At 39.5% G+C, this 26,237-nt stretch carries 19 protein-coding genes; 9 read left to right on the forward strand and 10 right to left on the reverse strand.

Going from position 1 to position 26,237, the window contains the following annotated elements; genetic code table 11:
* The 4 genes from ACE1CI_RS09725 to ACE1CI_RS09740 all read right to left on the reverse strand — a co-directional run bounded on the left by ACE1CI_RS09725 (position 1) and on the right by ACE1CI_RS09740 (position 6,063).
* On the reverse strand, positions 1 to 1,965 hold the full coding sequence (locus tag ACE1CI_RS09725) for an adenylate/guanylate cyclase domain-containing protein (RefSeq protein ID WP_413267511.1): 1,965 nt from the start codon (positions 1,963 to 1,965) through the stop codon (positions 1 to 3).
* A gap of 71 nt (positions 1,966 to 2,036) precedes the next feature.
* The gene (locus ACE1CI_RS09730; protein ID WP_413267510.1) at positions 2,037 to 2,570 is read right to left on the reverse strand and encodes a Rab family GTPase; all 534 of its coding nucleotides are present in this window, start codon (positions 2,568 to 2,570) and stop codon (positions 2,037 to 2,039) included.
* Between the two features lie 2 nt (positions 2,571 to 2,572).
* Entirely contained in the window at positions 2,573 to 5,350 is a 2,778-nt protein-coding gene (locus ACE1CI_RS09735) for a BON domain-containing protein (RefSeq protein WP_413267509.1), read from the reverse strand.
* Between the two features lie 92 nt (positions 5,351 to 5,442).
* Positions 5,443 to 6,063: a hypothetical protein gene (locus ACE1CI_RS09740; RefSeq protein WP_413267508.1), complete on the reverse strand. Its 621-nt coding sequence runs from the start codon at positions 6,061 to 6,063 to the stop codon at positions 5,443 to 5,445.
* Between the two features lie 370 nt (positions 6,064 to 6,433).
* Here ACE1CI_RS09740 and ACE1CI_RS09745 point away from each other — a divergent pair, with 370 nt between their 5' ends.
* The 3 genes from ACE1CI_RS09745 (at position 6,434) to ACE1CI_RS09755 (ending at position 9,236) form a co-directional block, all read left to right on the forward strand.
* Positions 6,434 to 6,796: a VOC family protein gene (locus tag ACE1CI_RS09745; RefSeq protein ID WP_413267507.1), complete on the forward strand. Its 363-nt coding sequence runs from the start codon at positions 6,434 to 6,436 to the stop codon at positions 6,794 to 6,796.
* A gap of 83 nt (positions 6,797 to 6,879) precedes the next feature.
* Positions 6,880 to 8,184, forward strand: a complete 1,305-nt coding sequence (locus ACE1CI_RS09750; protein WP_496615368.1) for a recombinase family protein — start codon at positions 6,880 to 6,882, stop codon at positions 8,182 to 8,184.
* Positions 8,185 to 8,678: 494 nt separating this feature from the next.
* A complete protein-coding gene (locus ACE1CI_RS09755) occupies positions 8,679 to 9,236 on the forward strand; it encodes a peroxiredoxin (RefSeq protein ID WP_413267505.1) in 558 nt (185 codons plus the stop codon).
* A 46-nt stretch (positions 9,237 to 9,282) separates the two neighbouring features.
* Here the strand turns inward: ACE1CI_RS09755 and ACE1CI_RS09760 are convergent, their stop codons facing one another.
* The gene (locus ACE1CI_RS09760; RefSeq protein ID WP_496615369.1) at positions 9,283 to 10,959 is read right to left on the reverse strand and encodes a phosphatidylglycerol lysyltransferase domain-containing protein; all 1,677 of its coding nucleotides are present in this window, start codon (positions 10,957 to 10,959) and stop codon (positions 9,283 to 9,285) included.
* Positions 10,960 to 11,055: 96 nt separating this feature from the next.
* Positions 11,056 to 11,961, reverse strand: a complete 906-nt coding sequence (locus ACE1CI_RS09765; protein WP_413267503.1) for an alpha/beta hydrolase — start codon at positions 11,959 to 11,961, stop codon at positions 11,056 to 11,058.
* Between the two features lie 1,162 nt (positions 11,962 to 13,123).
* Between ACE1CI_RS09765 and ACE1CI_RS09770 the strand changes: the two genes are divergently transcribed.
* The gene (locus tag ACE1CI_RS09770) at positions 13,124 to 13,828 is read left to right on the forward strand and encodes a response regulator (RefSeq protein ID WP_413266599.1); all 705 of its coding nucleotides are present in this window, start codon (positions 13,124 to 13,126) and stop codon (positions 13,826 to 13,828) included.
* Between the two features lie 46 nt (positions 13,829 to 13,874).
* Positions 13,875 to 14,966 (forward strand): ATP-binding protein, encoded by a 1,092-nt coding sequence (locus ACE1CI_RS09775; RefSeq protein WP_496615370.1) that lies wholly within the window; start codon positions 13,875 to 13,877, stop codon positions 14,964 to 14,966.
* Positions 14,967 to 15,389: 423 nt separating this feature from the next.
* On the opposite strand, the gene ACE1CI_RS09780 is transcribed toward ACE1CI_RS09775, so the two are convergent.
* The 4 genes from ACE1CI_RS09780 to ACE1CI_RS09795 all read right to left on the reverse strand — a co-directional run bounded on the left by ACE1CI_RS09780 (position 15,390) and on the right by ACE1CI_RS09795 (position 20,578).
* Positions 15,390 to 16,232 (reverse strand): GGDEF domain-containing protein, encoded by an 843-nt coding sequence (locus tag ACE1CI_RS09780; RefSeq protein WP_413266601.1) that lies wholly within the window; start codon positions 16,230 to 16,232, stop codon positions 15,390 to 15,392.
* A 125-nt stretch (positions 16,233 to 16,357) separates the two neighbouring features.
* Positions 16,358 to 17,599, reverse strand: coding sequence for an HhoA/HhoB/HtrA family serine endopeptidase (locus ACE1CI_RS09785; protein ID WP_413266602.1), 1,242 nt, complete (start codon positions 17,597 to 17,599; stop codon positions 16,358 to 16,360).
* Between the two features lie 274 nt (positions 17,600 to 17,873).
* The gene (locus tag ACE1CI_RS09790; protein ID WP_413266603.1) at positions 17,874 to 18,725 is read right to left on the reverse strand and encodes a prephenate/arogenate dehydrogenase; all 852 of its coding nucleotides are present in this window, start codon (positions 18,723 to 18,725) and stop codon (positions 17,874 to 17,876) included.
* An 11-nt stretch (positions 18,726 to 18,736) separates the two neighbouring features.
* Positions 18,737 to 20,578 (reverse strand): APC family permease, encoded by a 1,842-nt coding sequence (locus ACE1CI_RS09795; RefSeq protein ID WP_413266604.1) that lies wholly within the window; start codon positions 20,576 to 20,578, stop codon positions 18,737 to 18,739.
* Between the two features lie 339 nt (positions 20,579 to 20,917).
* Here ACE1CI_RS09795 and ACE1CI_RS09800 point away from each other — a divergent pair, with 339 nt between their 5' ends.
* From ACE1CI_RS09800 to ACE1CI_RS09815, 4 genes are all read left to right on the forward strand, one after another.
* The gene (locus ACE1CI_RS09800; protein WP_413266605.1) at positions 20,918 to 22,468 is read left to right on the forward strand and encodes a pentapeptide repeat-containing protein; all 1,551 of its coding nucleotides are present in this window, start codon (positions 20,918 to 20,920) and stop codon (positions 22,466 to 22,468) included.
* Positions 22,469 to 22,584: 116 nt separating this feature from the next.
* A complete protein-coding gene (locus tag ACE1CI_RS09805; RefSeq protein ID WP_496615371.1) occupies positions 22,585 to 24,141 on the forward strand; it encodes a pentapeptide repeat-containing protein in 1,557 nt (518 codons plus the stop codon).
* A gap of 73 nt (positions 24,142 to 24,214) precedes the next feature.
* Entirely contained in the window at positions 24,215 to 24,817 is a 603-nt protein-coding gene (locus ACE1CI_RS09810) for a DUF1517 domain-containing protein (RefSeq protein WP_413266608.1), read from the forward strand.
* Positions 24,818 to 24,908: 91 nt separating this feature from the next.
* A complete protein-coding gene (locus ACE1CI_RS09815) occupies positions 24,909 to 25,823 on the forward strand; it encodes a hypothetical protein (RefSeq protein WP_413266607.1) in 915 nt (304 codons plus the stop codon).
* Positions 25,824 to 26,237: the final 414 nt, after the last annotated feature.

Here is a 26,237-nt window from a genome sequence, read left to right on the forward strand (position 1 = left end):
TTAAATTCTCCCAGTTAAGAAATAGGTGAGCATTTCTCCTTTACCTTTGATTTCGATATATCCGCGTTGTTCAAATAAGTAGCGATCGCGCAAATAATGATAGGTTGCTTCTGTTATTTGAATTTTTCCTGGCAATCCATGAGATTCCATGCGGCTAGCAATATTAACGGTATCACCCCACAAATCATAAGTAAATTTTTTCGTCCCAATTACGCCAGCAACTACATCTCCGCTATTAATGCCAATTCGCATACTTAAAGAGTTGTTGGTTTCTTCATTATATTGAGCAATTGTTGCTTGCATATCGAGCGCCATTTCTGCGATCGCGATCGCGTGATCTTCCCGCGCTTTTGGCAACCCTGCTACTACCATATAAGCGTCGCCAATTGTTTTAATTTTTTCCAATTTATGTTTTTCTGCTAATTGATCGAATTCCGAAAAAATTTCATTTAATATTTCTACCAGTTCCGTTGCCGATACTCTCGAAGAAAGCTGTGTAAACCCAACAATATCAGCAAACATTACGCTAACTTCACTAAAATAATCAGCAATAGTGCTGGGGTGACGTTTTAATCTTTGGGCAATTTTATACGGTAAAATATTCAGCAACAAGTGTTCGGTTTGCTCTTGTTCATGGCGCAGTGCCAATTCTGCTCTTTCCCGTTGCATAAATTGTCCAATTTGATTGCCAATAGTTACCATTGTTTGTAATAAGTGATCGTCGCATTCTTGGCGCTGGCAACTAAAAAAACACATCACTCCTAAAACTTCGTTTTCATGAAGAATCGGAAATGCAAAAGCGCTGGATATTCCAGCATTTGCTGCAAGTTGCGATCGCACAAAGTTAGCATCATTAACTAAATCACTGCTCCATTGAGGAACACCTGTTTGCCAAACTTTTCCCGGTAAACCCTCACCTAATTGAAAAACTGTTTGCTTAGTTACTTCAATAAATTCGGCAACTTTTAGGTATGGTTTAAACCAAATTTCTAAACATTCTAATTGAGTCTTTTCATAGTTTATTTGTGGTAGCCAAAATTCGCCTATATCCCAACTTAAAGTTTCACATACTGAGAGGAGAATTTTTGGTAATGCTTGCTTAAGATTGTTTGAATTTGAAAGGTAACGACTGATAAAATACTGTGCAAATAAACGTTTTTCTATCCGCCTTCTTTCCTGTTCAATTATTTGTTTTTCGGTAATATCTCTACCAATATATAAGAAATCTTGAACCCCTGGTATTTCTGTGGGAATAGTAGAGCAAGAAAAGGCTACATTAAGTTGTTTTCCCGTTTTAGTATGACAAATTAATTCTATATCTGGCAAGCATTCACCTGTAGATATTACTGCTTCGTTAATTATTTTTAGTTGACTTTCATTATTACTAATAATAATAGATATATCTTGGTTAATTAAATCGTTTTCACTATATTCAAATAATTTTTCGGCTGCTTTATTTATAGTTTTAATTTTTCCAGCTTGGTTAGTAACTACTAAAGCATCTGCCATTGAGCCGATAATTTTATCGATGTATTGGTTAGAAGCGGATAGCTTACTGAACAACAGTTCTAATTCATTGTTTCTTTGAATTAAAGTTTGCTCTAGGAGCATTTTTTCCGTAACATTTTCTAAGATTATGAGTAATTGATTACTCATATTTTCATCATTTTTGATAATATAAAGGTCAATGTATAAAGTTGAATTAGAGCTAGTTAAACGCGCAATACCTTTGTAATCGAAATACTGGCGATCGCCTTGTAAAATTTCCCTAAGTATGTCTTCTACTCCGACTAATTCGGGGAAAACTTCACTAACATCTTTATGCAAAATTGCTTCTGATTCAAATTCGGTAAATTTTTGCACTCCCGCTGATATTTCTACTACTTTAAAATTTTCATCGGTTAGCAAATAGTCTATAGAGGACAATTTTTTTTGAAAAATCTGCTCAATTTTTGATGGTTTCATCTGGGAATTCCTGAATATTTACATGACCATAAAACTCTGGAAAAAATTTTTTTGTTTAACCAGCCGATAGTTTATTCGGGAAAAACTATTTTGTGAGCTAGTTTTTCAAAAATGAGATCGACATCTTTACCTGTTTTTGCGGAAGTGGCATAAGTAGATAAGACTCGCACCTGCTCGCTAAAGTCATAAGTAGTAAGTAATTTCTCCATTTTCTCCTCATCAAATAGGTCTGATTTATTAAAAGCAATGATAATAAATCCTTTCGGGTTTATTGACAAAAATAGATTTAAATGTTCCGTTAACCGATCGACTGTTTCTTGGCGGGTAACATCTGCAACTAAAATTGCGCCGCTAGCTCCTTGTAAATAGGAAGGTGCGATCGCTTTAAATTTAGTATGACCTTCTAAATCCCAAATCATCAATTGTAAATTTTCCACTTTCTGTTCAGGAGTTTTGGCTAATTCAATAGTTTTCCGAGAAATTTTCACCCCCACAGTTGAAAGATATTGATCGCTAAATTCCCGTTCGACAAACCGCCGAATCAAGCTGGTTTTTCCTACCCCAAAATCACCCACTAAACAAATTTTCTTCGAGATGGTAGACATAGTTATTCACTGATTTGCTGCGACACCGCTGGTTGAAATTCCACACATCTAGCTAACCATAATGGTTTTTGAGAGTCTACACCCAAAGGAGGTGTTGGTGCTGCTAGAGCTTGCAATCTTTTAGGCTCTATTCCTTGAATAATTAAAGCATTTTTAACTGTTTCCGCACGGGTTTGTGCTAACTTAAGGTTAGTATCGGGAGAACCAATAGGATCGCTATAACCCATGATTCTCAAAGACAAGTTTGGATATTGATTCAAATAAGCTTTGATTTGCAAAATTTTGTTTTTATTCTCTGCTTTTAACTCTGCCGATCCTGAATCGAAATAGATGCGGGTTGCGATCGCTTGCGGTTGAACTTGCACCGTATTAGTAACAGTTTTTACACCAGGAATTTGCTTGAATGCTTGAGTAATTTTTTCCCCATCTTCAATTTGAGATACCGTTCCCTTAACCAGTACTTTACCATTTGAGTATAGAGAATAAACGGTTACTCCATTAATTTTATTTAAAGTAGAAGTTACCCGTTTAATTTCCGAAGCTATTTCTACAGGATTAGGCGGTACTTCGACTGCGATAATTTGGTTTTCTAACAACTGATAGGGGGCAATTTTTCTGGCTATTTCTTCAGCTTTGGTGCGGAGATACTGATTTGGTAAATTTCCTAATAGCTGCAATTTCCCATCATCAACCCGCACTTCTAAACGATAAACTGCTAATTCTGGAGTCGATGCTAAAGCTTGAACTACATCTTTTTCTAAACGGCGATCTGTGCTTTCACGATATTGCCAGTATCCCCAAGGTAAGATGATTGCACCTAACAGTAAGGAAGCAACAATTAACAGTCCAGAAGGTCGAAATCCTTGACGTTTTGCAGCTGGTTCACCAATTTTAATTAATTGGGATAAAAGTTCGTGAACTTTTTCAGGAATAGTATCAGGATCTCCGGCAAAAGTTTCTATTTCGTTACCAGCAACTTGCACAATATTGTAGAGAGTTTGCTGGATTCTGCGAATATACCATTGGGGAGTTTTCCCTTGAGTTACTACTGATAAATAACAGTATCCTGCTACTTCTAAAACAATTTTAGAATTGCCATAATCGATCGCGTCAATTTCCGAAACATCTCCCGATCGAGCAATACAATCATTCACAAAACTCCGAATCGCTGTGAGCATCCCAGCTACCATATCTGATTCTAGTCTTTCTTTGTCCTCTGGTTGAGCTTCTGCGATTAATAAACCTGAGCTTTTGTGAATTAAAAATACTGCACGAACCTTAAAAGGAATAGCTTCTTTAAGAATTAGTTCTGCTTCCGAAACCCCTTGCATTTTGGCGCGAATTTTGCGAGTTATTCCTTCTAAACTGAAAGTATTCTCTATTTTTTCATTAATCGATCGAATCGCATCAGCCATGTATTTGCTAATAGTGCTACCAATCACCGGGTAGAGAGCATCTACCATTGCATCTCGTTCCAGCACTATTTGTTCTTTAATCGCTTTCCCCATTTCTGATGCTAGTGCTTTGGAGATAGCGTTTTCATCTATTTTCTTTTGCTCTTTAATTGCTTCTGCTAATTCCGGCGCGATCGCTTGAGCAATTTCTTGGGGATGTTGGCGAATTTGTTGGGAAATTGCTGGTGGAAGTAAAGGTGCGATCGCCGTAATTAAGGCTTCTTTATCTTCTTCTCTTTTATTCTCAATTACTCGATCGATAATTGGGGTAAGAGCCTCAATCATTGCTTCTGGATCTAACTTAATTTGCTGCTTAATTGCGATTGCTATTTCCGGTGCAATTGCTAGAGCTATTTCCTGCGGTTCTTGACGAACTTCTAAAGAAATTGCTGGTGGAATAGCAGCAGCAATAGCAGCAGCAATACTGTTTTTATCTTGCTGAGTTTTAGCTCCAATTAATTCATGAACGATCGGAGTTATAGAATTGACTAATGACTCCTTTGATTCCTGGGAATCATTAATCTTTCGATTCATTAACTCGGAAAGTACTGGCAAAATTAAATTAACTAATTCCTGCGGCTGATAAATTTGATCCTCAATATTAGCCAGTTTTTGTTCAAATTTGCCAATTATAGCTTGCAATTCCGCTAATTCTGGTTCTAATAAAAGAACTTGCAACCGTTTATAAGCATCGTATAATTCTTCTACGTTATCATCATAATGTTCCAACAATGAGCCGGAAGGTTTAGATACTTCTTTATCCTTAATTTCGGTGAATGAGTTTAATTCTTCGGTTGGTTTTTCTATAGCTGCTAGGATAGCAGTTGGTAAATCTTCCCACTTTTCCCCCCCCAAATTATCGATTTCTAATTCCTGCTTAATTTCGGGAAATGAGTTTAATTCTTCGGTTGGTTTTTCTCTAGCTGCTGGGATAGCAATTGGTAAATCTTCCCGCTTTTCCCCCCCCAAATTATCGATTTCTAATTCCTGCTTAATTTCGGGAAATGAGTTCAATTGCTCGGTTGGTTTTTCTGTAGCTGCTGGGATAGCAGTTGGTGAATCTTCCTGCTTTTCTCCCCCATAATTATCGATTTCTATATCTTGTTGAGCAATTTCTGATACTGTATTTAACTGTTCGCTACTATCAGTAGTACTATCAGCAATTAAATTATTAATATATTTGTCTGTTCGTACAATTTTTAGGTCAACTAATAAGTTGATTAGCTTTTCTACCTCAATTTCTGTTTCTTTATTATGGTGATTAGACTGATAAACAGAAGATTCCAGCTGATTGATTTCAGCTGGATTTTCTGGAGATAAGCTCATAAGTTACAACCCCTGCTTTTAATTGTTAGCTACGTACCCGAAGTAGGGAGTTGAAAACTTATCTCGTAAGCTTTCAACTCGTTAGTTTTAGATTATTCCCATTTTTTACTTTGTTCTATAATTGGGATATCCGTGTAAACATCATCATCATCTAGTGTTACAGCTTGTTTTAATTGCGGAACAAATTCATTTCCTTTCAGTCGCATTCCTAATTCAAACAAGATTTCTGCCACATCATCTTTAGAGACTTTCGCATCTCTCATAGATGTCAAACGTCGCTCTAATTCTTCAAAAACTTGAATTCTCAAAGTCCGAACATCTTCTTGTAATTTAGTTCTACCTTCTGTTAGTTCTTTGCGAATTGAACTACTTTGGCTGTCAAGATTTTGATCCAGTGCTTCTAGAGCATTAGTAAACTTTTTATTGACTCGATCAACTTGTTGTCGTAAATCGCTAATTTCCTCTTGATAACTTAAGCTAATAGATCTGAGTTTTTTCTCTAAAGAATCAAATGCTGAACGTAGTTCTGTCGATACAACTGTCTTTACCTGATCGATGCGATCGCGCATTTCTTGTTGTAGCAGAGAAATGTCAGATTCTAACTTCTCAAAGCGATTATCATATTCTCGCAACTGAGGGCCAAAAATAATATCGCGGATCTGGTCAATGTTTCCCAGTCTTTCCCGCATTTCCTCCTTGCTAATTTCTGACATAATTACACCTTTCTAGATAAAGTTAATCATTCACACCCATTAGAATTGTATCGGTTCAGGCGTTATTTAGTAATCTAGCACTGATTCCAGAATAAATTCATGTTCAGTTTAACATTGTATCTAATCACCTTCACCTCTACTCACATTTTTATCTTCATCTAATCTTTCTTAATAATTTACTCATCCACCGATCGGCTGCAACTGTGGCTCAACCATAGAAACACCTGCTGCTCTTTGATATTATGTGTTATTAAACACCTCTTTGTGTAGATACCGCAACTTGCTCAAATGATGATAAATTAGTATTTATTCCACATTTGGTATCAAGGAATAAATTTATTTACCGCTACTTAGTATAACTCGATCAGCCATGCAGATTACCCAAAGCCTTCACGCAACTATTCTCGTTACTAACCTAGAACAATCTGAACATTTCTATGGCAAAATCTTAGGACTATCCAAAGTAGAGCGATCGCTAAAATTTCCCGGTGCCTGGTATGAAATTGGTAACTTCCAAATTCACCTAATTGTTACCGAAAAAATAGTCCCAGATCTGGTAGATTCTGAAAAGTGGGGACGCAATCGCCATCTCGCTTTTTCTGTTACTGACTTAGATGCTGCCAAAGAACAATTAATCGCTCATAATTGCCCTTTTCAAGTCAGTGCTTCCGGTCGTCTGGCCCTGTTCATTCAAGATCCTGATGGTAACATTATTGAGTTGAGTCAGGTTTGATGAAATTCACCTTTCCCAACACTACTTTTCCCTGATTTTAGCCAGATAAATCCTTCATCTTACTCAGTACATCTGATAAGCTAATGGTAAAAAACATTGCTTATATTTACAGCGATCCTCTGTGGGAAACAACAACCGAAACATCTATTTTTCCCCCAGAAGTAGAGCGAATTTACCAAGATTTAGGAGGACGACAGCAACTCGAAAAACTTTTAACAGACAGCCAAACTGAACCACCAGAGAATCTCATAATTCGCAGTTTAGCAGAGTTAGGAGATTCTGTACAGGAAGTATGCGATCGCCTGCAAAAAATCGAATCACTTGGGATTAAATTGATTGTAGAAGAAAAAAACTCTTCCATTTCGCAAAACAGCAAAATTGACTTACTCAAACTATTACAAGAAATTCAAAATACCCAACGCAGTCGCCGCTTAAAACAAGGACACGCCCGCAATCGTTTAAAAGCCTTACCTCCCCCTGGCAAAGCCCCTTATGGTTATCGCCGAGGTAAAGATAAATACATTATAGATAAAAGTGCTGCTCCCGTAGTCCGCTACTTTTTTGAACAATTCTTACTATTTGGTTCTTTGCGGGGGGCTGTTCGTTATTTAGCCAAGAAATATGGGAAAAAAATATCAGTATCTACTGGAAAACGTTGGTTAATTAATCCCGTTTATCGAGGCGATTTAGCTTACCAAAACAATCAAATTATTTCTGATACTCATGCTGCCATAATTTCCAGAGAAGAAGCAGCACAGATCGATCGCCTTTTACGCCGCAATCAACGAATGTCTCCTCGTACCGCCAGTGCGCCTCGTTCCTTAACCGGATTAGTTGTTTGTGGCGAATGTCGATCGCCCATGAATATCGCCAGAGTCACCACACCCAGAAAAGAAAAGGAATATCTTTATTTACGCCCAATTAACTGTCCTAAATCCCCTAAATGTCGAGCAATTTCCTATCAAGAAATATTAGGTCAAACTATTCAACTTATCTGCCGAGATTTGCCCCTAGCAGTTGCTCAAATGCAATTACCAGACATGGGAGAAATGAAGAAAAATTTGGCAGGTGCGATCGCGCAAAAGCAGCAAATTCTCACCCAACTACCTAACTTAATTCAACAAGGAATTTTAGACCAAGAAACTTCCCAAATTCGCGCTTACAAACTCCGCACAGAAATTGCTCAACTTCAATCAAAACTAGCAGAATTACCACCAGTAAATTTGCGCGAAACCGCACAAGCAGTCTCTATTCCTCAATTTTGGCAAGACTTATCTGAATCAGAACGCAGATTTTATTTCCGTGAGTTTATTCGAGAAATTCAATTATCGCGAAAAGATAAAGACTGGCAATTACAAATCAAATTTATCTTTTTTTATCTGACTTGATTTGACAAAGCTACATTTTTGAAATCACAGAAGCGCAATTATATTTCGTAGGGTGCGTCAGAACCTAAAAATTATTTTTCCTTACCTAAAATCGTGAAAACTCTCGTCGGGCATCCTGCCCACCCCACAAGAGTTACAGCTTTCTTGTGGGGTGGGCTCTCCTAGCCCGCCCCATCCTTAGATAACTATTCTCACTTTATTTATTTACACCTACTTATCGTTTACGTAAATAATAGATACAAATCTGTAGGGGCGGGCTTCGCCGTGAGCTCTGCCGAACGGTTTAGCCAAAACCTTTGAATGCCCAGCAATCAGATTGAAGTCAAAACCCGCTCCTACAAAGCATCTGTAGCTTTTCTGTTTAACTGGATTTTTCTTGATCCGTTCCAGTAATAAATGGTGCGTTACACTGCGTTAACGCACCCTACAATGTTTAAGCAAATTTAAATTAGAACATTGTAAAATTATGTGAAGTAGCGTCTTTTGTTCTTCCAATGAAACTCCATCGTCACATTTTTAGCGTCTTACTCGTTCTTTGTTTAGCCTTACTTCCTTGGTTTAACTTTATTCCAGGTGCAGATGCCCTTGGCGGAAAACTTCCTCCTTTAAATCAACCCGCACCGACATTCACATTACCTACAAATACAGGTGATGGTGAAGTATCACTCACTGATTATCGTGGTAAATGGGTAGTACTTTATTTTTATCCTAAAGACTTTACTTCTGGTTGCACTTTAGAAGCTCGAAGATTTCAACAAGATTTGCCCAAATACCAACAAATAAATACCCAAATAATTGGTGTTAGCGCTGATTCTGTAAATACTCATGCCGAATTTTGTGATTCAGAAGGATTGAAATTTCCCTTACTTGCTGATACCAATGGCAAAGTTAGTAAAGGTTATGGTTCTTGGTTAGGAGCACTTTCCATGCGTCACACTTTTATTATTGACCCAAATGGAGTAATTCGGGAAATTTTTACAGGAGTTAACCCATCAATTCATAGTAAAGAAGTTTTAGCACGTCTTAATGAATTGCAAGAGGCATCTTCTTAAATCATTCTCTTAGTAACAGTAGGGTGGGTAATTTCCACCTTACTATTTATGGTTGCAGATAATCTAAAAAACGATCGCCAGAATCCGCCCGCACCAATCCCACAATCACATCTGGTAAAGCAGCTAAACTGGGATATATTAAATAACGAGGTTCCCATTGAGGATGAAACTTTTCTTTAAAACTGTGTAATCCTTGAAAATTATAAAAATGATTTAAATGTTGATAAAGGTAACGCAAAGCTTTTTCTAAACGGGGAGATTCTTGCTTTTCTCCAATCCCGGAAAGCGCTGATAACCCAAGGTCGAATTTTTCATAACCAAGTTGTTGATAATGCTGTAGCAGGGACACAAACAAAAATTCCATCACTCCATTTTCCACTTCAGCACGTCGCCGCATTAAATCAACAGCAATTTCCTTTGCTTGATTGGCCCAGATCAAGTTAGCAAAAGCAGCAATCTCAGTTGATGAATTTTGGACAACAGCGATCGCATTATTCCGTAAATACTTATCGTTAAACCAGCCTACAGAAAATCTCTTTTCTGCACCTTTCATCATCTGCAACCATTCATCACTTATAGGTTTTAATTTATCTAGCAATTCTTTACTAATTGGGGGTTCGTAAAATTTAACTTCATAGCCTAATTTAGTAAAGCGATTCACAGCAGTCCTTAAATTTTGATTGGCTTTACCTTTAGTACTAAAAGTTGTTAAATCAACAATAGCTGCTTGACCAATTTGCAAAATTCGCCAACCTAAAAGCCGATAAATCTCTAAATTATTTGAGCCAGTTTGGTAAAATGCTGGATACCAATCATTCCGAAAACAGAAATTATTAAATCCTAAAATTGTTTCGGCTAATTCTGCTTTTGGGCCAATGGGATCGCCCAGAGCGATCGCACCCCTACCCTTTGGCACATAAGCAATCACACTGTTACCTGAAGGACTAAAATAATAAAATTTATCATCTAATAAAGTTAATCTAGCAAGCGGCGAAATACCATATTCTCGCACTATCGTTTCCGCCTTCTCCTGTTCTTGTTCTGTCGCCGATCTCCGCAACAAAACTGGGCGCAATAACATAAATAAAGCATAACCAAGTGTAGCCGTTCCTACCACATAAATGGAATTAATAAAAAATTCTCCATAGCGAGTTTTAGCTTCTAAACCAGCGTTATCTTCAGTAAAAAAAACAGCCAATGTTTGTAAGAACGCTTGGATCAAATTAAAATTAATTGGCTGCCGATCGACCTCAAATTTACCATCAAGAATAAAAAAGCCAGCTGTTCCATAAGCAGTAGTAAATAATAAAGCTCCTATTAATACAAAAATTCCTTGGGCAATAGAAGGGCGATCGGATTGAGCAGTAAAAACTCTCCTCATGAATAGCAATTGAATTAACAATACTCCAGCTAGTATGCACTCTTCATAATCCCAACCTTTAATTAAATGACTGAAAATCGAAATAATTAATACCGTTATAGTCAGTAACAAAGCTACTCGTTTGCGACGAAATAAATTAGCTGCTAATGTTAATAAAATAAAGCCTGTCAGTGCCGCAAAAATATGTCCACTAGCACGAATTTCAAAGGGAACAATTTCCCTCAACCACCGAGTTCTTTCTGATAAACTTGGTATCACAGCGGATATCAAATTAACTACTCCCATTAATGCTGTGAGTAGCGTTGCTATCCATAAACCAACTCTAGTTTGCTTTGCTAACAAAGTCTGAACCCCAAATTCTACTCTAACCAAACTTAGTTTAAGAAATTAGGGCTGTAATTGCAATTAATGTTGTAGATATAATACTGCGATTTTTTCCTAAAGTTTGCTGTTTTTTTGGAACTGCTGCCCTACATAGATCAAAGCATCATATAAATGTTTGTGCCAATAGTTCCAGCCTGCATCCGGCCCGACAATACCATGTCCGCCTGGAAACATATTAAACTGATTAGCAATACCTAAACTATTTAAAGTTTGATGAAACTGGCGTGTAGCAACCAAAAAATCGCGATCGTTTTCTCCAGCATCCAAATAAACTCGCAAGTTTTGCCTCGCTTTTGGTGGTATCTGTTGGATAAACTTTTGCGGGCTATTTTGTGGCCCACTAACATCAGTAAAGTAACCACTAGAACTAAACAGAATACTAAAGTTATTCAAATGACGTAAACCAATATTAAAAGCCCCCCAACCACCAGAAGATTGTCCTCCCATTGCCCAATATTCAGGATTTGGCAAAGTCCGGTAACGCGACTTCACTAATTGTACTAATTCCGATCCAATCATTGTGCCTACTTTACCGTTAGGGCCATCATAATATTGTGAGTCCCATAGTGGGCTAGTTCCTCGGCGATCGTTACCATCAGGAGTTATTACAATTGACGGTGGTAACTGATGCTTTTGGTAGAGATCGTGTAGCACTGTCGTAACAGCTGCCTTTTGTTCCCAAGCACTAGCATCTCCATGTCCTCCATGTAACAAAAAAATCACTGGATAGCGTTTTTCAGGATTTTGAGCATAGCCTGGTGGTAGTATTAAACCGTAGGTTCGCACCTCACCCATTGCAGCACTTTTATAGGTTTTTAGCTCAAACTTTAATCCTGTATTTGCTTCCGCTTGGGGAGGATCTAACTGCGGCGCACCAGCAACGAATACATACCAGTATCCGCTTGCTGCTAAGATAGCTAAAGTGAGTGTAATAATGGTTAAAATTTTCCCTGGTTTCATAAGGTTAAATTCCCAAACATAGTATTAACGTAACAACCCAGAAGTTTTAGATCCCCCTAAATCCCCCTTACCAAGGGGGACTTTGAATCCGGTTCCTACCTTTGTCAAAAGGGGAATTTGAATCCGCTTCCCCCCTTTGTCAAAAGGGGACTTTGAATCCGCTTCCCCCCTTTGTCAAAAGGGGACTTTGAATCCGCTTCCCCCCTTTGTCAAAAGGGGACTTTGAATCCGCTTCCCCCCTTTGTCAAAAGGGGACTTTGAATCCGGTTCGGTTCCCCCCTTTGTCAAAAGGGGAATTTGAATCCGCTTCCCCCCTTTGTCAAAAGGGGACTTTGAATCCGCTTCCCCCCTTTGTCAAAAGGGGAATTTGAATCCGGTTCGGTTCCCCCCTTTGTCAAAAGGGGAATTTGAATCCGCTTCCCCCCTTTGTCAAAAGGGGAATTTGAATCCGCTTCCCCCCTTTGTCAAAAGGGGAATTTGAATCCGGTTCGGTTCCCCCCTTTGTCAAAAGGGGAATTTGAATCCGCTTCCCCCCTTTGTCAAAAGGGGAATTTGAATCCGCTTCCTCCCTTTGTCAAAAGGGGACTTTGAATCCGCTTCCCCCCTTTGTCAAAAGGGGACTTTGAATCCGGTTCGGTTCCCCCCTTTGTCAAAAGGGGAATTTGAATCCGGTTCCTCCCTTTGTCAAAAGGGGAATTTGAATCCGGTTCCTCCCTTTGTCAAAAGGGGACTTTGAATCCGCTTCCCCCCTTTGTCAAAAGGGGACTTTGAATCCGGTTCGGTTCCCCCCTTTGTCAAAAGGGGAATTTGAATCCGGTTCGGTTCCCCCCTTTGTCAAAAGGGGAATTTGAATCCGCTTCCCCCCTTTGTCAAAAGGGGAATTTGAATCCGCTTCCCCCCTTTGTCAAAAGGGGACTTTGAATCCGCTTCCCCCCTTTGTCAAAAGGGGAATTTGAATCCGCTTCCCCCCTTTGTCAAAAGGGGAATTTGAATCCGCTTCCCCCCTTTGTAAGGGGGGTTAGGGGGGATCTAACCAACAATCTATGCAACTAGCAACTTGAGTTATTAATTAAATAGTTTCACAGATATTTGTCTTTGTGATGACACTAAGATAAAGTTTATGTGACAGGTAAACACCAAATTTATTTAGGTAAATTGGTCAATGGAAATTCTGATAGTCGAAGATGAACCGGAAATCGCCAAATTAATTCAATTAACTTTGGAAAATGAAGGGTTTTCTTGTCAACAAAGCCGGGACGGATTGAGTGCCTTGCAAACTTTTCAACAGCAGCAACCAGATTTAATTATTTTAGATTTAATGTTACCTGGTTTAGATGGGTTGGAAGTTTGCGCCCGGATTCGCCAAAAACCGGGGCCAAAAGACCCTTATATTTTAATGTTAACTGCTAAAGGTGAAGAGATCGATCGCGTAATCGGCCTATCCACAGGCGCAGATGATTACTTAGTTAAACCTTTTAGTCCCAGAGAATTAGTTGCTAGAGTTCGGGCATTATTGCGGCGCAGTTTGCGACAAGGAGGCAACAGTTTAGTCTACCGAACCCCTCATTTTACTGTTGATATCGATCAACGTACCGCCCAACGACAATTACATCCTAATGAATCAGAAACCTTAGACTTAACTACGTTAGAATTTAACTTGTTAAGCACTTTTATTAGTCAACCGAATCGGGCTTGGAACCGTACTCAATTAATAGATAAACTTTGGGGAGATGACTTTTTCGGTGATGAACGAGTAGTGGATACTCACGTCGCCAGATTGCGGAAAAAAATTGAACCAGATCCAGCAAATCCTACGTTTATTAAAACAGTAATTGGTGTAGGTTACAAATTTGAAGATCCCGGTTAAAACTTGCTAAATTTATCTGTAGAATCAATCTGAAATTTAAAATCGAATGACCAAAGTTGGGTTGCGATCGCGTTTATTTCTCTCTCACCTCCTAGTAATGATGGTAGGAGTAATCAGCTTAGTAATTATTGGAAAAATATCCTCACCCAGAATATTTATTCTTCATTTACAACAACTAGAAGGAGACGGCTACCAAATACGTTACGCCCGAACTAGGCTAATTCAAGGATTTGAAATTGCTTGGAGTCGGAGTACATTTTGGTCAGTTTTAGCTGGCGCTACTGCTGCGGGCGCATTAAGTTATTGGGTATCTCGGCGCATCGTCCAACCATTAAATCAAATGGAAGAAATTACCCAAAAATTTGCCACTGGGCACTTAGATGAACGAGTACCTTCCTTAGAAATTCCTGAACTAAATCAACTCGGAAGTAGTTTTAATCAAATGGTTTCCAGTCTTGAAGGTGTGGAAGTACGCCGTCGAGAATTAGTTAGTGACTTATCACATGAATTACGCACACCATTAACAGTAGTTCGCGGTTATTTAGAAGAACTTGCAGATGGTACAATAGAACCATCACCAGAAATTTACCAGCAATTAGCTAGAGAAACCAAGCGCTTAGAAAGATTAGTTAATGATTTACAGGAACTTTCCAAAGCCGAAGCTGGATACTTACCAATTAGTTTACAACCTGTGAATTTGCGACCTTTAATTGAGTCATTAGTGCAAAAATTTGCAGACCAATTATTAGAAGATGGCCCTGTTTTACGTCTGCAATGTCCGGCACAATTACCTTTAGTATTAGCAGATATCGATCGTGTAGAACAAATTTTAGTCAACCTCTTAGGAAACGCCGTTCGCTACACAAGCCAAGGTACAATTACCTTGCGGGTTTGGAGTGAACCTGGTAAACTTTGGATTGCTGTAATTGACACAGGACTTGGAATTTCCCCAGAAGATTTACCTCATGTATTTGAGCGTTTTTGGCGGGCCGATCGTTCCAGAGCAAGATATTCTGGAGGAACTGGAATAGGTTTAGCCATCTCTCGCCGCTTAATAGAATTACAAGGCGGTCGAATTGAAGTAGAAAGCAAACTTGGTCAAGGTAGTACATTTCGCTTCTTTCTACCTTTAGCTTAAGTCATAACTTTGACACAGAAAAATCATCACGCTGTCACATTTATTTGCTAATTTAAGAATGTGAGATTTTATTTTTCACTAATTCTTGGTATTACAATTTTCATTTACTATTTATTATGCTATCAACATTTTTAGCCATATTTTCCATAGCTTTTCTCAGCTTTTGTGGAATGTTAGCCATTGCCTACTTATTTCCCAACTCTTAATTAATAATGAACCGCTCCAGGACGCTCCAGGACACAGAGGAAAGAGGGAGAATATATGGGGGATAACTAAACCGGATTTGGTATGATTCTTTAGTCCGCCTTCGCGGACTAAGTTTTGTGTAGACGCGGTTGAAACCGCCCTATTATATAGGGGATACTTAACCCAGATTTGGTATAAGTCCTAATTAGAAAATGTTGTAAAAGTCATAATCTTAAGTCAAATTTCCGTAATATGCTCAGTAGTATTTTTACCTTTATTCTTAATAACATACATTAAATAATCAGCCTTTTCGATAATTTCATCAACGGTTTCTGGACAATTAATATAAGTAATAGCGCCGACACTAAAAGTTACAGGCCAAAGATTTTTTTCCATAACCTCTAAAAGTACATTGCGGACTCTATTAATAACTATTTGAGCAGGTTCATAAGCTAATCCAGGCAGTAAAATAATAAATTCATCCCCACCAACTCGAGCCACAATATCAGTTTCTCGCACGGTATTTTTGATGGTGTGGGCTACTAGTTGTAAAACCCGATCGCCAACTTTATAACCACCGTAATCATTAATATTTTTAAAATTATCTAAATCGATATAAGTTACTGTGAAAGGATGACCATAACGCCGCGACTTCTTCAACTCCATGCTAGCCAATTCAGTAAATAATTTTCGATTAGCCACACCAGTTATTTCATCAGTTCTGGCTAATTTACTTTCTCTTTCCCGGGTGTTATGTAATTCCGCAAGCAGATAGTTTACTGTCAAATAGAAGGCTAACCGGATGAAAGCATTCCAATAAGGGAGATAATTCGCTAAGGTAATTTCGCCTTTTAATTGATGAATTGAAAACCAAACTGTAGCGCAAGCAAAAGATATTAATATACCAAATTTTTCACTGACAAACCAACTAACTAAAGCCACAGGAATCAAAAAAAATATTGAAGCAATATCAGGTGAGACTAGGTAATCAATAACCCCGATCGCAATTACGAGTAAAATACTTAACCCGATTAAAAAAGATCTCGATCGGTTTTCCAGATATCTAAATAGGTACACCACAAATTCCCTGAAAGCGTTAATAGTTAGAATGGCTTCCTCCTTAATCATACAAAAGGGATAGGCCAAACACCTATCCCAAGAAACAAATTTACGTTAATTTACTCATTTGTGTTCTTTAGCTTTCCTTATTCTTGTTGCTGTTGCTGTCTATTAGGCAAAGCACCAGGTTGCACAACTAAATCAACATTCTGCCCATTGCGACGCACTTCCATTGGCAAACGAGCACCAACACTGCTGGCATCTACTGCCTGTTGTACAGAGTTAGAATCTTTCACCGATTGATTGTTGATTTTGCTGATAATATCACCAGAACGTAACCCGGCTCTTTCGGCTGGGGAACTTGGCATGACTCGGACAATTAACACGCCATCATCTTCATTGACGTTCAAATTGAGTTCGGGATCGCTGTTAATATTTTGCTTAATCTCAGGAGTCAAGTCTACCATCTGAACGCCTAAGTAAGGATGTTGCACCTTGCCGTCAGAAATTAGCTTGTTAGCAATGCTTTTCGCGGTGTTGACTGGGATGGCAAAACCAATGCCTTGGGCACCTTGAATAATGGCTGTGTTGATCCCAATTACTTCCCCAGAAGCGTTTAACAGTGGCCCACCAGAATTACCTGGGTTAATGGCTGCGTCTGTTTGCACAAAGCTAACTCTTTGATCGGGAACGCCGACTTGACGACTGCTGCGACCTGTGGCGCTGACAATTCCTGTGGTGACGGTATTATCTAAACCAAGGGGGTTGCCGATCGCGATCGCCCATTCTCCCGGTCTTAAACTATCAGAGTTACCCAGCTTCACTGTCGGCAAGTCTTTAGCATCAACTTTGATCACTGCTACGTCAGTCACCGAGTCTGCACCCAACACTTTACCTGTTAAAGCGCGACCATCTTTCAGGGTAACTCTCACGGTGTCACTACCGGAAACAACGTGGGCGTTAGTCAAAATGTGACCGTCAGAGTTGATAATAAAACCGGAACCAGTTTCGCTGACTTGGCGCGATCGTGGCATTTGTGGCATTCCGCGACCACCGAAAAATTGCCCAAAAAACGGATCTTCCTCCATACCTCTCGACATTCTCGTACTCACGCTTCTGGAAGAATCAATTCTCACTACTGCAGGTCCGACGTTCTGCACTACACTAGTGACAAAATTGCTATCAGAATTAAATGGTAATTGGGCTACGAGGTTTGAGGTAACTGATTTATCCGTTGCTTGAGAGGGCAGATTACTTTGTGATAATAAATTGCTACCTGCCAAGCTAATTCCCGATCCTAATAGCACTAACGACAAATAAGTGAATACCCTGGGCATAGCAAATTTCTTAGTTCCTTGATTGTTAGGTTTGGTATCTTTAATTTCCATTTTTTCTAATTCTCCTGAAACTTCAACTGTGGTGTTTTCTGTTGTGGGTTGGCAATAGTTCTTAATCTCGTAAGTAGTAACTTCTGATCCGGAGACACTCCATAAGACTTATCTTTAGTAGTAGTAGACTGTTTTGCTTTACGTTTTTGATTCTAGATATTGAGTGTGACACTTTGATTACAAGTGTGTGTCAATTTAATGGCAATTTTTTCCCGTAAACAAATTTAGGGACGGGCAACGTTTTTTGCGCTTCTGCCTTGGAGCCTTTCTTTGGTCAAAGATCCTTGGATGCTAAGAATTCAGGTCTAGCTTGCTGGGTTTTTAGTAGTGTATCTGTTAAAGAACTCCAGTCTCCTTGTTGGATATGGGTAATTATTTGGTCGAGAGTTTGGCGATAGGAAAAGAGCGATCGCAACAATTGCTCTTGATTATAGGTTGCCATCAACACTCCCAATTCGGGATTTCCACCCCCTACCCGACTGGTATCCCGAAATCCTGAACTAGCTAAATTGTGGGATAATTCCAATACATTAGCATCAGTTTCACTCAAGCAAGCACTAATTAAACTTGCACTTATCATCACTGGTAAATGGGAAATCCAAGCCACTGCTTTGTCATGTTCTTCGGGACGACAAAGGTAAAATTTAGCTTGGAGCGATCGCACAATTTCCCCAACTATTTTTACTGATTCTGGCGTGCTATTTTCTACCGGAGTTAATACGTAAGGTTTGCCAACAAATAAATTAGATTGCGCCGCCTCTATTCCACTTTCCGCAGTTCCCGCCATTGGATGTCCGCCGATAAAATTGGGCCAAATTTTAGCTGCTTCTGCTACAATTGGCGATTTAACCGAACCGACATCAGTTACAATTGCTTGTTGCGAAAGATGGGGAATTAATTGTTCAATTGTGGGAATAATTAAATCTAAAGGTGTACAAATAAATACTACATCAGCTGCGGCTAAAAGTGACAGATTCACGCTAGCATCATCAACAATGCCTCGATCGATCGCCCTTTGACAAGTTGACTCGCGCCGACTGACACCCAAAACTTGATAACCAAGCGATCGCAAATCTAACGCTAAAGAACCACCAATTAAACCTAACCCAACAATTCCAATATTCATTTCTAATCTAATTACAAGAAATATCGTACTGTAGTCACTACTCTACCTTTTTTCGCCCTTAAAGCCAACTTCAGAAATAAAGTTGTTTGGTTATGTAATAAATTTTCCCACCAATTGCGCGTCACAAAAGCGGGAATAATTACCGTTGATAAAAGACCCTCATGTTTGTTTTCAAACTCATCGACAAACTGAACAATGGGAGAGATCACAGAACGATAAGGCGAATCTAGAATTACCAAGGGAATATCTGCTTCTAAAGTTTGCCATCTTTCCTGCAATTTTTCTTGATCGGTGTTACCAATATCCACATGAATGGCGACAATTTCATCTCCTATACTCCGGGCATAATCTAACGCCTCAAGTGTACCTCGATGCAATTGACCAACTACTACTACTGTGGGATGAGCGATCGTTTCTCCTTTGGGACGACGAAGAAAATAATTGCTAGGTGCAAATCCTTGAATACTTAATCTTTCGGCGACAAATTCATAGTGAGTGTGAATATTGATGAAGAGAATTACCACTAAAGGAATTGCCACGACAACTAACCAAGCGCCCAGAAAAAACTTAGTTGATACTATTACTGCTAAAACTAATGTAGTAGCTAATGCGCCCAAGCTATTCATTAAAGAACTTGCTTTCCATCCCGATGTCTTTTCTTTAAACCAATGGAGTACCATTCCCGCTTGGGAAAGAGTAAAAGAAGTAAACACACCCACCGCATATAAAGGAATCACAGCGTTGACTTGTCCCCGGAAAACAACAATTACAATTGCGGCAAAGATACTGAGAAAAATTATCCCATTGGAGTAGACTAAGCGATCGCCCAACAAAGCCAACTGTCGGGGTAAAAATCCATCCCGTGCCAAAAAGTAACACAGTCTAGGAAAATCAGCAAAACTCGTATTTGCCGCTAAAAGTAAAATTAATAAAGTAGCAATTTGGATAAAGTAATAAAACGGATTATTATATCCTAAAATTTCCCTTCCTAATAAAGAGATTATCGTTTGTCCTGACTCTGGAGCAATGTGATAAGCATTAGTTAAAAGCGTAATTCCCAAGAACATAATTCCCAGAATTTCGCCCATATATAATAATGTCTTCCGAGCATTTTTCCATTCCGGTGGTTTAAAAGCTAAAACTCCATCAGAAATCGCTTCAACTCCAGTTAAAGCCGTACAACCCGCCGCAAAAGCTCGCAAAACAAAAAACAAACTAAGTGATTCTTGTGCGGGAATAACCGGATAACTTTGGGGAATATGACCAGTTAATTTTTGATAAAACCCGATAATCAACAGGATAAAAATACAGACGACAAATGTATAGGTAGGAATCATAAATATCCGACCTGATTCGCGCACTCCCCGCAAATTCGCTACCATGATCAAAAATACAAAAATCAAACACAGTTCTACTGTGAAATTTTGCAAAGCAGGAATTGCAGAAGTTAAAGCTGCCGTTCCCGCAGAAACGCTCACCGCTACCGTGAGGATATAATCAATCATTAAGGAAGCAGCTGCGACTAATCCCGGATATAAACCCAGGTTCTCACGAGCCACGATATAAGAGCCACCGCCTTTAGGGTAAGCGCGGATAGTCTGACGATAGGACATGACCACAATCACCAGTAGGATAACGATTCCAGAGGCGATCGGCAAAGACCAACTCAGCGCCCCACTACCCGCAGCCACTAAAACCAGTAAAATCTCTTCAGTAGCATAAGCAACTGACGAGAGAGCATCTGAAGAAAGTACTGCTAACGCAGCGGCTTTACTTAATCGTTCTTCCGCGTGAGCGCTAGTTGGTAAAGATTCACCCAATATGAATTCTTTTAGTTGAGCGTAGAAGGACATATACAGTCGATATATATAATGAATAGTTCCAGCTTACAGGAAATCTTAGCTGACGATAGACTCCAGGGTAACAATTGACAGATGAACATAAAAGATGCTGTACTAGCCTCTCCCCTAATAGGGAAACTAGAAGTATAAAGAACTTCTATATTTAAGGAGAAATTATCTTCATCCATTCCCCACAACAGGAAATAGGTGCAAAATGTAGTGACATATCAGTTTAGCCTCTAATCCTGGGTCTAAAATGCCAATATTCATCAGCAGTTAACTAATTTTGCTATGGGCAAAACCCAAAACAAATTTTTATCGGTTAAATTTGGGTGTTTCTAAGGAAGTCTTATGGAAGTAGAAGAATTTTTAAATAAATATGCCCAAGGAGTCCGTGATTTCACGGGAATTAACTTAACGGAAGCGAACTTAAGTGGAATCAACTTAAGCGGAGCAAATTTGAGCGAAGCGAATCTGAGTATATCAAATCTCAGTGGAGCCAACCTCAGCAGAGTTAATTTTAACCAAGCAAAACTTAATGTAGCGAGGCTCAGTGGCGCGAATCTGACACAAGCAAATTTATCTGGAGCAATTCTGAATGTAGCTAATTTGGCTAGGGCTGACTTGCGGGAAGCGGATTTATTTCAAGCTGCAATGATTCGCACAGAATTAATTAGGGCGGAACTGAGTGGCGCTAATTTGACTGAAGCTAATCTTACCGGAGCAGATTTAGGAGAAGCTAGGCTCAGATTAGCTAACTTGAGAGGAGCAAATTTAAGTGAAGCCAATTTGCGGGGAACGAGTTTAACAGGAGCTAATTTACAACAAGTTAATTTACATGGTGCGGAATTGAGCCGAGCAGATTTAAGCGGTACAGATTTACGTGGTGCAGAACTCAGACAAGCGAATTTAGGCATGGCGAATTTGACGGGGGCGGATTTGCGGGGAGCGAATTTAAGATGGGCGGATTTAAGCGGTGTAAATCTACGGTGGGCGAATCTTAGTGAAGCGAAACTCAGCGGCGCAAATTTAAGCGGTGCAGATTTAAGTAATGCCAATTTAATGAATACTAGTTTGGTGCATACGGATTTATCTCAAGCTAATTTAATTCAGGTAGATTGGATTGGTGCAGATTTAACTGGGGCAAATTTGACAGGGGCTAAACTCTATGCGGTGTCACGGTTTGGGATTAAAAGCGAAGGGATAAATTGTGAGTGGGTGGATTTGAGTCCTGAAGGAGATCGATCGCAAATTTATCGTTTAAATGCCGAAGAAGCTAGCAGATTTTTTCATCAAACATCCCCAACAATTCGGATTATTGTTGATGCTTCTTTAAATCAGGAAGCTAACTTTAATTTAGCCGCAAGTTATTATCAAATTTCCCAAGAATACTCTAGCTTTGCCCGTCCCGCTAGTATTGAGGTTGGCGAAAGAAAAACTACCATTATCTTAAGAATTGATAGCGACGAACAGCTATTTATTAGTGCTTATTTAGCTGTTTCTCCCTTTGCCAATAGTAAAAAAATTCAACAAAATATTATTTCAATATTGCGATCGATCCAGAAACAAGCCGAGGAGTATTTGTTACTAGAATCCGAGAGGATTGAATTAGAAAAAATTACTAATCACATCAATCAAACCAGTGAAAGTATCAAAGATATCGATCCCAGAAAATACTTAAGTAAAAACATCAGTCAAATTGAATTCTTTAAAGCTCCTACACAAATTACCCTGACTAACTCTAGCGAACAAGCTTTAAATATTTATCAAGATTTTAACTTCGGAAAACGCTTTGTTATGAATAATGTGTGGGAAACCTTACCAGATAAAATACCGGATACAAAATTAGTGCTACCACCGCTAAATTTAATTTTTGATTTCCTGAGAAATTCTTATCTCTAAATTCATAATCAAATTAGGGATTTTTTGTAATCCCTAATTAAAATAAGAGTTAGGAGTACATAACTCCAATGATTCAGTTAATTCAATTGTCCCCAGTTTGATGGCAAGGTAGCCAGATGGAAATAGAAGAATTACTCAGCAGATACGCAAATGGAGAACGTAACTTTGCAGCAATTAATCTAAGTGAAGCGCAATTAAGCGGAGTTAACTTGAGTGATGCAAACTTAAGTAAAGCCAACTTAAGTATCGCCAATCTCAGTCGGGCAAATTTGAGTAGAACAGATCTAAGCTACGCTAAGTTGAATGTGGCTAGGCTCAGTGGAGCAGATTTATCTCAAGCTAACTTGAATTATGCTATTCTCAACGTCAGCAATCTAATTTTGGCTAATTTAGGCGATGCAGAATTAGTAGAAGCCACCTTAATTAGAGCCGAATTAATTCGGGCTGAATTTAGTAGAGCGAATCTCACAGGTGCTAACCTCAATAATGCCAATCTTAGAGAAGCAAGACTGAGACAATCTAACCTGAGTCGTGCTAATTTGAGTTCTGCTGACTTGAGGGGTGCTTCTTTAATCGCCGCTAATTTAGAAGGAGCAAATCTGCAAGGTACAGATTTAAGTAGAGCCGATTTAAGTAGTGCTAATGCGACAAACGCTGAATTTAAACAAGCAAATTTGAGTTTTTGTAACTTGAGTGGCGCAAATTTAAGTGGAACAAATTTGCGCTGGGTAGATTTGCGCGGAACCAATTTGCGTTGGGCTGATTTAAGCGATGCTAAATTAAGTGGTGCTAACTTAACAGGAGCAGATTTAACTAATGCTAACTTATACAATGCTAGTTTGGTTCATGCTGATTTAAGAGAAGCAAAATTAATGTATGCTGATTGGACTGAAGCTAATTTATCTGGAGCAAATTTAACGGGCGCAAAACTGCATTCTGTATCTCGATTTGGGTTAAAAACCGAGGGGATAATTTGTGAGTGGTTAGATTTGAGTCCTGATGGCGATCGCACACAAATTCGTCGCCTCAGTCCCGAAGACGTAAGAAAGTTTTTTCATCAAACATTACCCACAATTCAAATCATCATCGACGCTCCCCTAGACCATGAATCTCACATCGTTTTAGCCAATGCCTACCATAAAATAGCGCAAAAATACCCACCTTTATCCCAACCACCAACCATCAAAGTTGGTCATCGTCGCACCATGTTAACTTTTGCAATGGCAAACGACGAGCAATTATTTTGTGCTGCATTCGCCGCTATATTGCCTTTTGTAGATAGTGAAGAAACTCAAAAAAATATTGTGCGGTTTTTGCAAATGTTACAATCTGATAATCTTAATATTTTCCAAAATAAAGATAAAACAAGGATTAAAAAAACTGCTGAGGTTTTGACAGCAGATCTAGGCCAGAAATTTCAGATAAAATTAATGAAACCTGGTTTAAGGATTCCCAAAAGATTGAAATTTTTTCAGGCTCCAACTCAAACAGTTTTATGCAATTCAAGCGATCAAACATTGCCAGTATATAATCATCCTAACTTTGGCAAACATTGGGCAAAATCCTCTAACTTTGTCGATGCTGATGAATTTACTTCCATTAAATCGGTGAAATACACTTTACCAGAAAGTAGTATTCTATCAAATTTTGTGAAAAACTTTCCTCATAGCTAATAAAGAAGTAATGGCAGAGGAAATAATTTAAAATAAGCTTAAAGGCACTGTAGTTGTGAAGTGAAGTGAAGTGATGAGCAATATGCGCGATCGCATGAACAAAATGATGGGGCGCACCCGCTTTGTTGTCAGTCGGATTTTCATTCATTTAGCAGGTGATGAAGTCGCCCCATTAATCGGCGTACTCAATCAAGTTGGTAGAGACGCAATCGATGCCGAAGGTGAGATTGATGTCTTAGGTGAAGGATTAGAAGAAATTTGCCTAAGTCTATTACGAAATGACGTATATTGGCGATCGGCAGCCAATGAAGGAAACGTATTTTGGGACGAAGGGGAAGCAGGCGATGAAGTAAATTATTTATTTACCGACTCGGCTCAACGTTACAAAAGTGACTCATACACGAATGAACAGGTAGGACAAACCGAACCATTATCCATACCAGTCACTCGTAACTTAATTGTTATGATTACAGTAGCATTTGAAGGTGAAGTACCTCAATTAGAAACAGATCTTGCTGAGATTAACGCTCTCAAAGCTGGTTTAAAAGCTCTGATTAATTTACATCATCAAAGGACTCTAAGAGCCATCCAAGTTCATTGGTCTCCAGCCAGATTAAGTGATGAACTAACCGACGATCAAATATTGGAAAATTATCCAGAACTCATCCCTCTATAGATATATATTTGAAAGTTGGAAGCAAATTTTATTAAGCTCTTACTAAGCTCTAGAGAGTGATTAACCACAAATCGAAGTTCCTGAAAACAGCATGAATATCAATCGATCGACACTGCGTAAAATCACTGTACTCTTTCTCTCATTAACCTTGTGTTGGACAACCGTCGCTTGCGGCGGTGGAAACACAGTTTCCAACACACCAGTAGGAAATCAGAACTATCCTGCAAGAACAGTTTCCAGCAAAATCAGTGCCGGAGAATACCCCGTACAACAGGCAAGATACAACGATGCCAACGGCGAATATAGCCTGATGTTGCTCAACACGCCGCCTGGAACACCCGCCAACTTCCGCACCACAGACTTACAAATGGCGCAACTCACACCAGAGGAAATTTCCGCTGGCAAAAAGAGTTACCTGAAGGTAGACAACAACGGTCAAACATCCTTACATATTCCCGAAGACTTCAAAATTGAGTATATCCGCGCAGTCACGGAAACCCGTCCCGATCCGCAAACTGGACAACCTCAAACCGTAATAGTCCGTCAAGAAAGCGGTGGTTTCTGGGCACCATTTGCAGGTGCAGTAGCAGGTAACTTAGTCGGCAATATGTTGTTTGCACCGAGATACTACGTACCACCAGTTTATCAACCAGGAATGTCCGTAATGACTGGTTACGGTGGATATGGCAATACCTACAGCCAAGCTACCACTAGCTACCAACAACGGTATAACCAACCACCTGCGGCAGTAAGAAATCGCCCAGCTTATATCCGTACCACAGGTTCACTGAGAAATTATCCTTCTGGGAGTGGTACATTCGATCGCCCAAGAAGCACCACACCCGGACAAAGAGCCACTGGTTCTGGTTTCGGTTCCAGTACCCTGAGACAATCAGGTAAATCTGCACCTAGTTCTAGTGGCACCTCCAGCTTCGGCAGCGGTGGGCGCTCTCGCAGCACCTCTGGCTTCGGTAGCCGCAGCGGTGGCTTTGGTAGAAGACGGTAGGTACTAGGGACTAGGAACTGGGGACTGGGAAGGGGTTAGGGGGTTGGGGTTGGGGGTTAGGGAAAAACTCCCCTGCCCCTCTGCCCCTCTGCCCCTCTGCCCCTCTGCCCCTCTGCCCCTCTGCCCCTCTGCCCCCCTGCTCCCCTGCCCCTCTGCCCCCCTGCCCTGCCCAAATCCGCTGGGGAAATTATGAAAACCAATGACCGACTATGTTACTTTTTTTAATAGAAGTGAGAGCGTAGCAAAGCTCATCCTTTTCTAAAGGATCGAGAAGACAATGCTCAACTGAGCTAACAACCTGCATAAAATTAAACACGGGCTGTATTTGCCTTACAGTTCTAAGAGGCAAATATTTTTATCCCTAAAGCAGACAAAGGTTGGCTTTTAATTAAACCCATCCTCAAAGCAGGAGAT

This window comes from Floridaenema flaviceps BLCC-F50, assembly GCF_041929275.2.
GTDB lineage: Bacteria > Cyanobacteriota > Cyanobacteriia > Cyanobacteriales > Aerosakkonemataceae > Floridanema > Floridanema flaviceps.

Coding starts and splice junctions, on each gene's coding strand:
- ACE1CI_RS09790 (WP_413266603.1), bottom strand. CDS start 18,725: ATGAATATTGGAATTGTTGGGTTAGGTTTAATTGGTGGTTCTTTAGCG.
- ACE1CI_RS09745 (WP_413267507.1), top strand. CDS start 6,434: ATGCAGATTACCCAAAGCCTTCACGCAACTATTCTCGTTACTAACCTA.
- ACE1CI_RS09765 (WP_413267503.1), bottom strand. CDS start 11,961: ATGAAACCAGGGAAAATTTTAACCATTATTACACTCACTTTAGCTATC.
- ACE1CI_RS09740 (WP_413267508.1), bottom strand. CDS start 6,063: ATGTCAGAAATTAGCAAGGAGGAAATGCGGGAAAGACTGGGAAACATT.
- ACE1CI_RS09775 (WP_496615370.1), top strand. CDS start 13,875: ATGACCAAAGTTGGGTTGCGATCGCGTTTATTTCTCTCTCACCTCCTA.
- ACE1CI_RS09755 (WP_413267505.1), top strand. CDS start 8,679: ATGAAACTCCATCGTCACATTTTTAGCGTCTTACTCGTTCTTTGTTTA.
- ACE1CI_RS09750 (WP_496615368.1), top strand. CDS start 6,880: ATGGTAAAAAACATTGCTTATATTTACAGCGATCCTCTGTGGGAAACA.
- ACE1CI_RS09730 (WP_413267510.1), bottom strand. CDS start 2,570: ATGTCTACCATCTCGAAGAAAATTTGTTTAGTGGGTGATTTTGGGGTA.
- ACE1CI_RS09770 (WP_413266599.1), top strand. CDS start 13,124: ATGGAAATTCTGATAGTCGAAGATGAACCGGAAATCGCCAAATTAATT.
- ACE1CI_RS09805 (WP_496615371.1), top strand. CDS start 22,585: ATGGAAATAGAAGAATTACTCAGCAGATACGCAAATGGAGAACGTAAC.
- ACE1CI_RS09815 (WP_413266607.1), top strand. CDS start 24,909: ATGAATATCAATCGATCGACACTGCGTAAAATCACTGTACTCTTTCTC.
- ACE1CI_RS09800 (WP_413266605.1), top strand. CDS start 20,918: ATGGAAGTAGAAGAATTTTTAAATAAATATGCCCAAGGAGTCCGTGAT.
- ACE1CI_RS09785 (WP_413266602.1), bottom strand. CDS start 17,599: ATGGAAATTAAAGATACCAAACCTAACAATCAAGGAACTAAGAAATTT.
- ACE1CI_RS09810 (WP_413266608.1), top strand. CDS start 24,215: ATGAGCAATATGCGCGATCGCATGAACAAAATGATGGGGCGCACCCGC.
- ACE1CI_RS09725 (WP_413267511.1), bottom strand. CDS start 1,965: ATGAAACCATCAAAAATTGAGCAGATTTTTCAAAAAAAATTGTCCTCT.
- ACE1CI_RS09795 (WP_413266604.1), bottom strand. CDS start 20,578: ATGTCCTTCTACGCTCAACTAAAAGAATTCATATTGGGTGAATCTTTA.
- ACE1CI_RS09735 (WP_413267509.1), bottom strand. CDS start 5,350: ATGAGCTTATCTCCAGAAAATCCAGCTGAAATCAATCAGCTGGAATCT.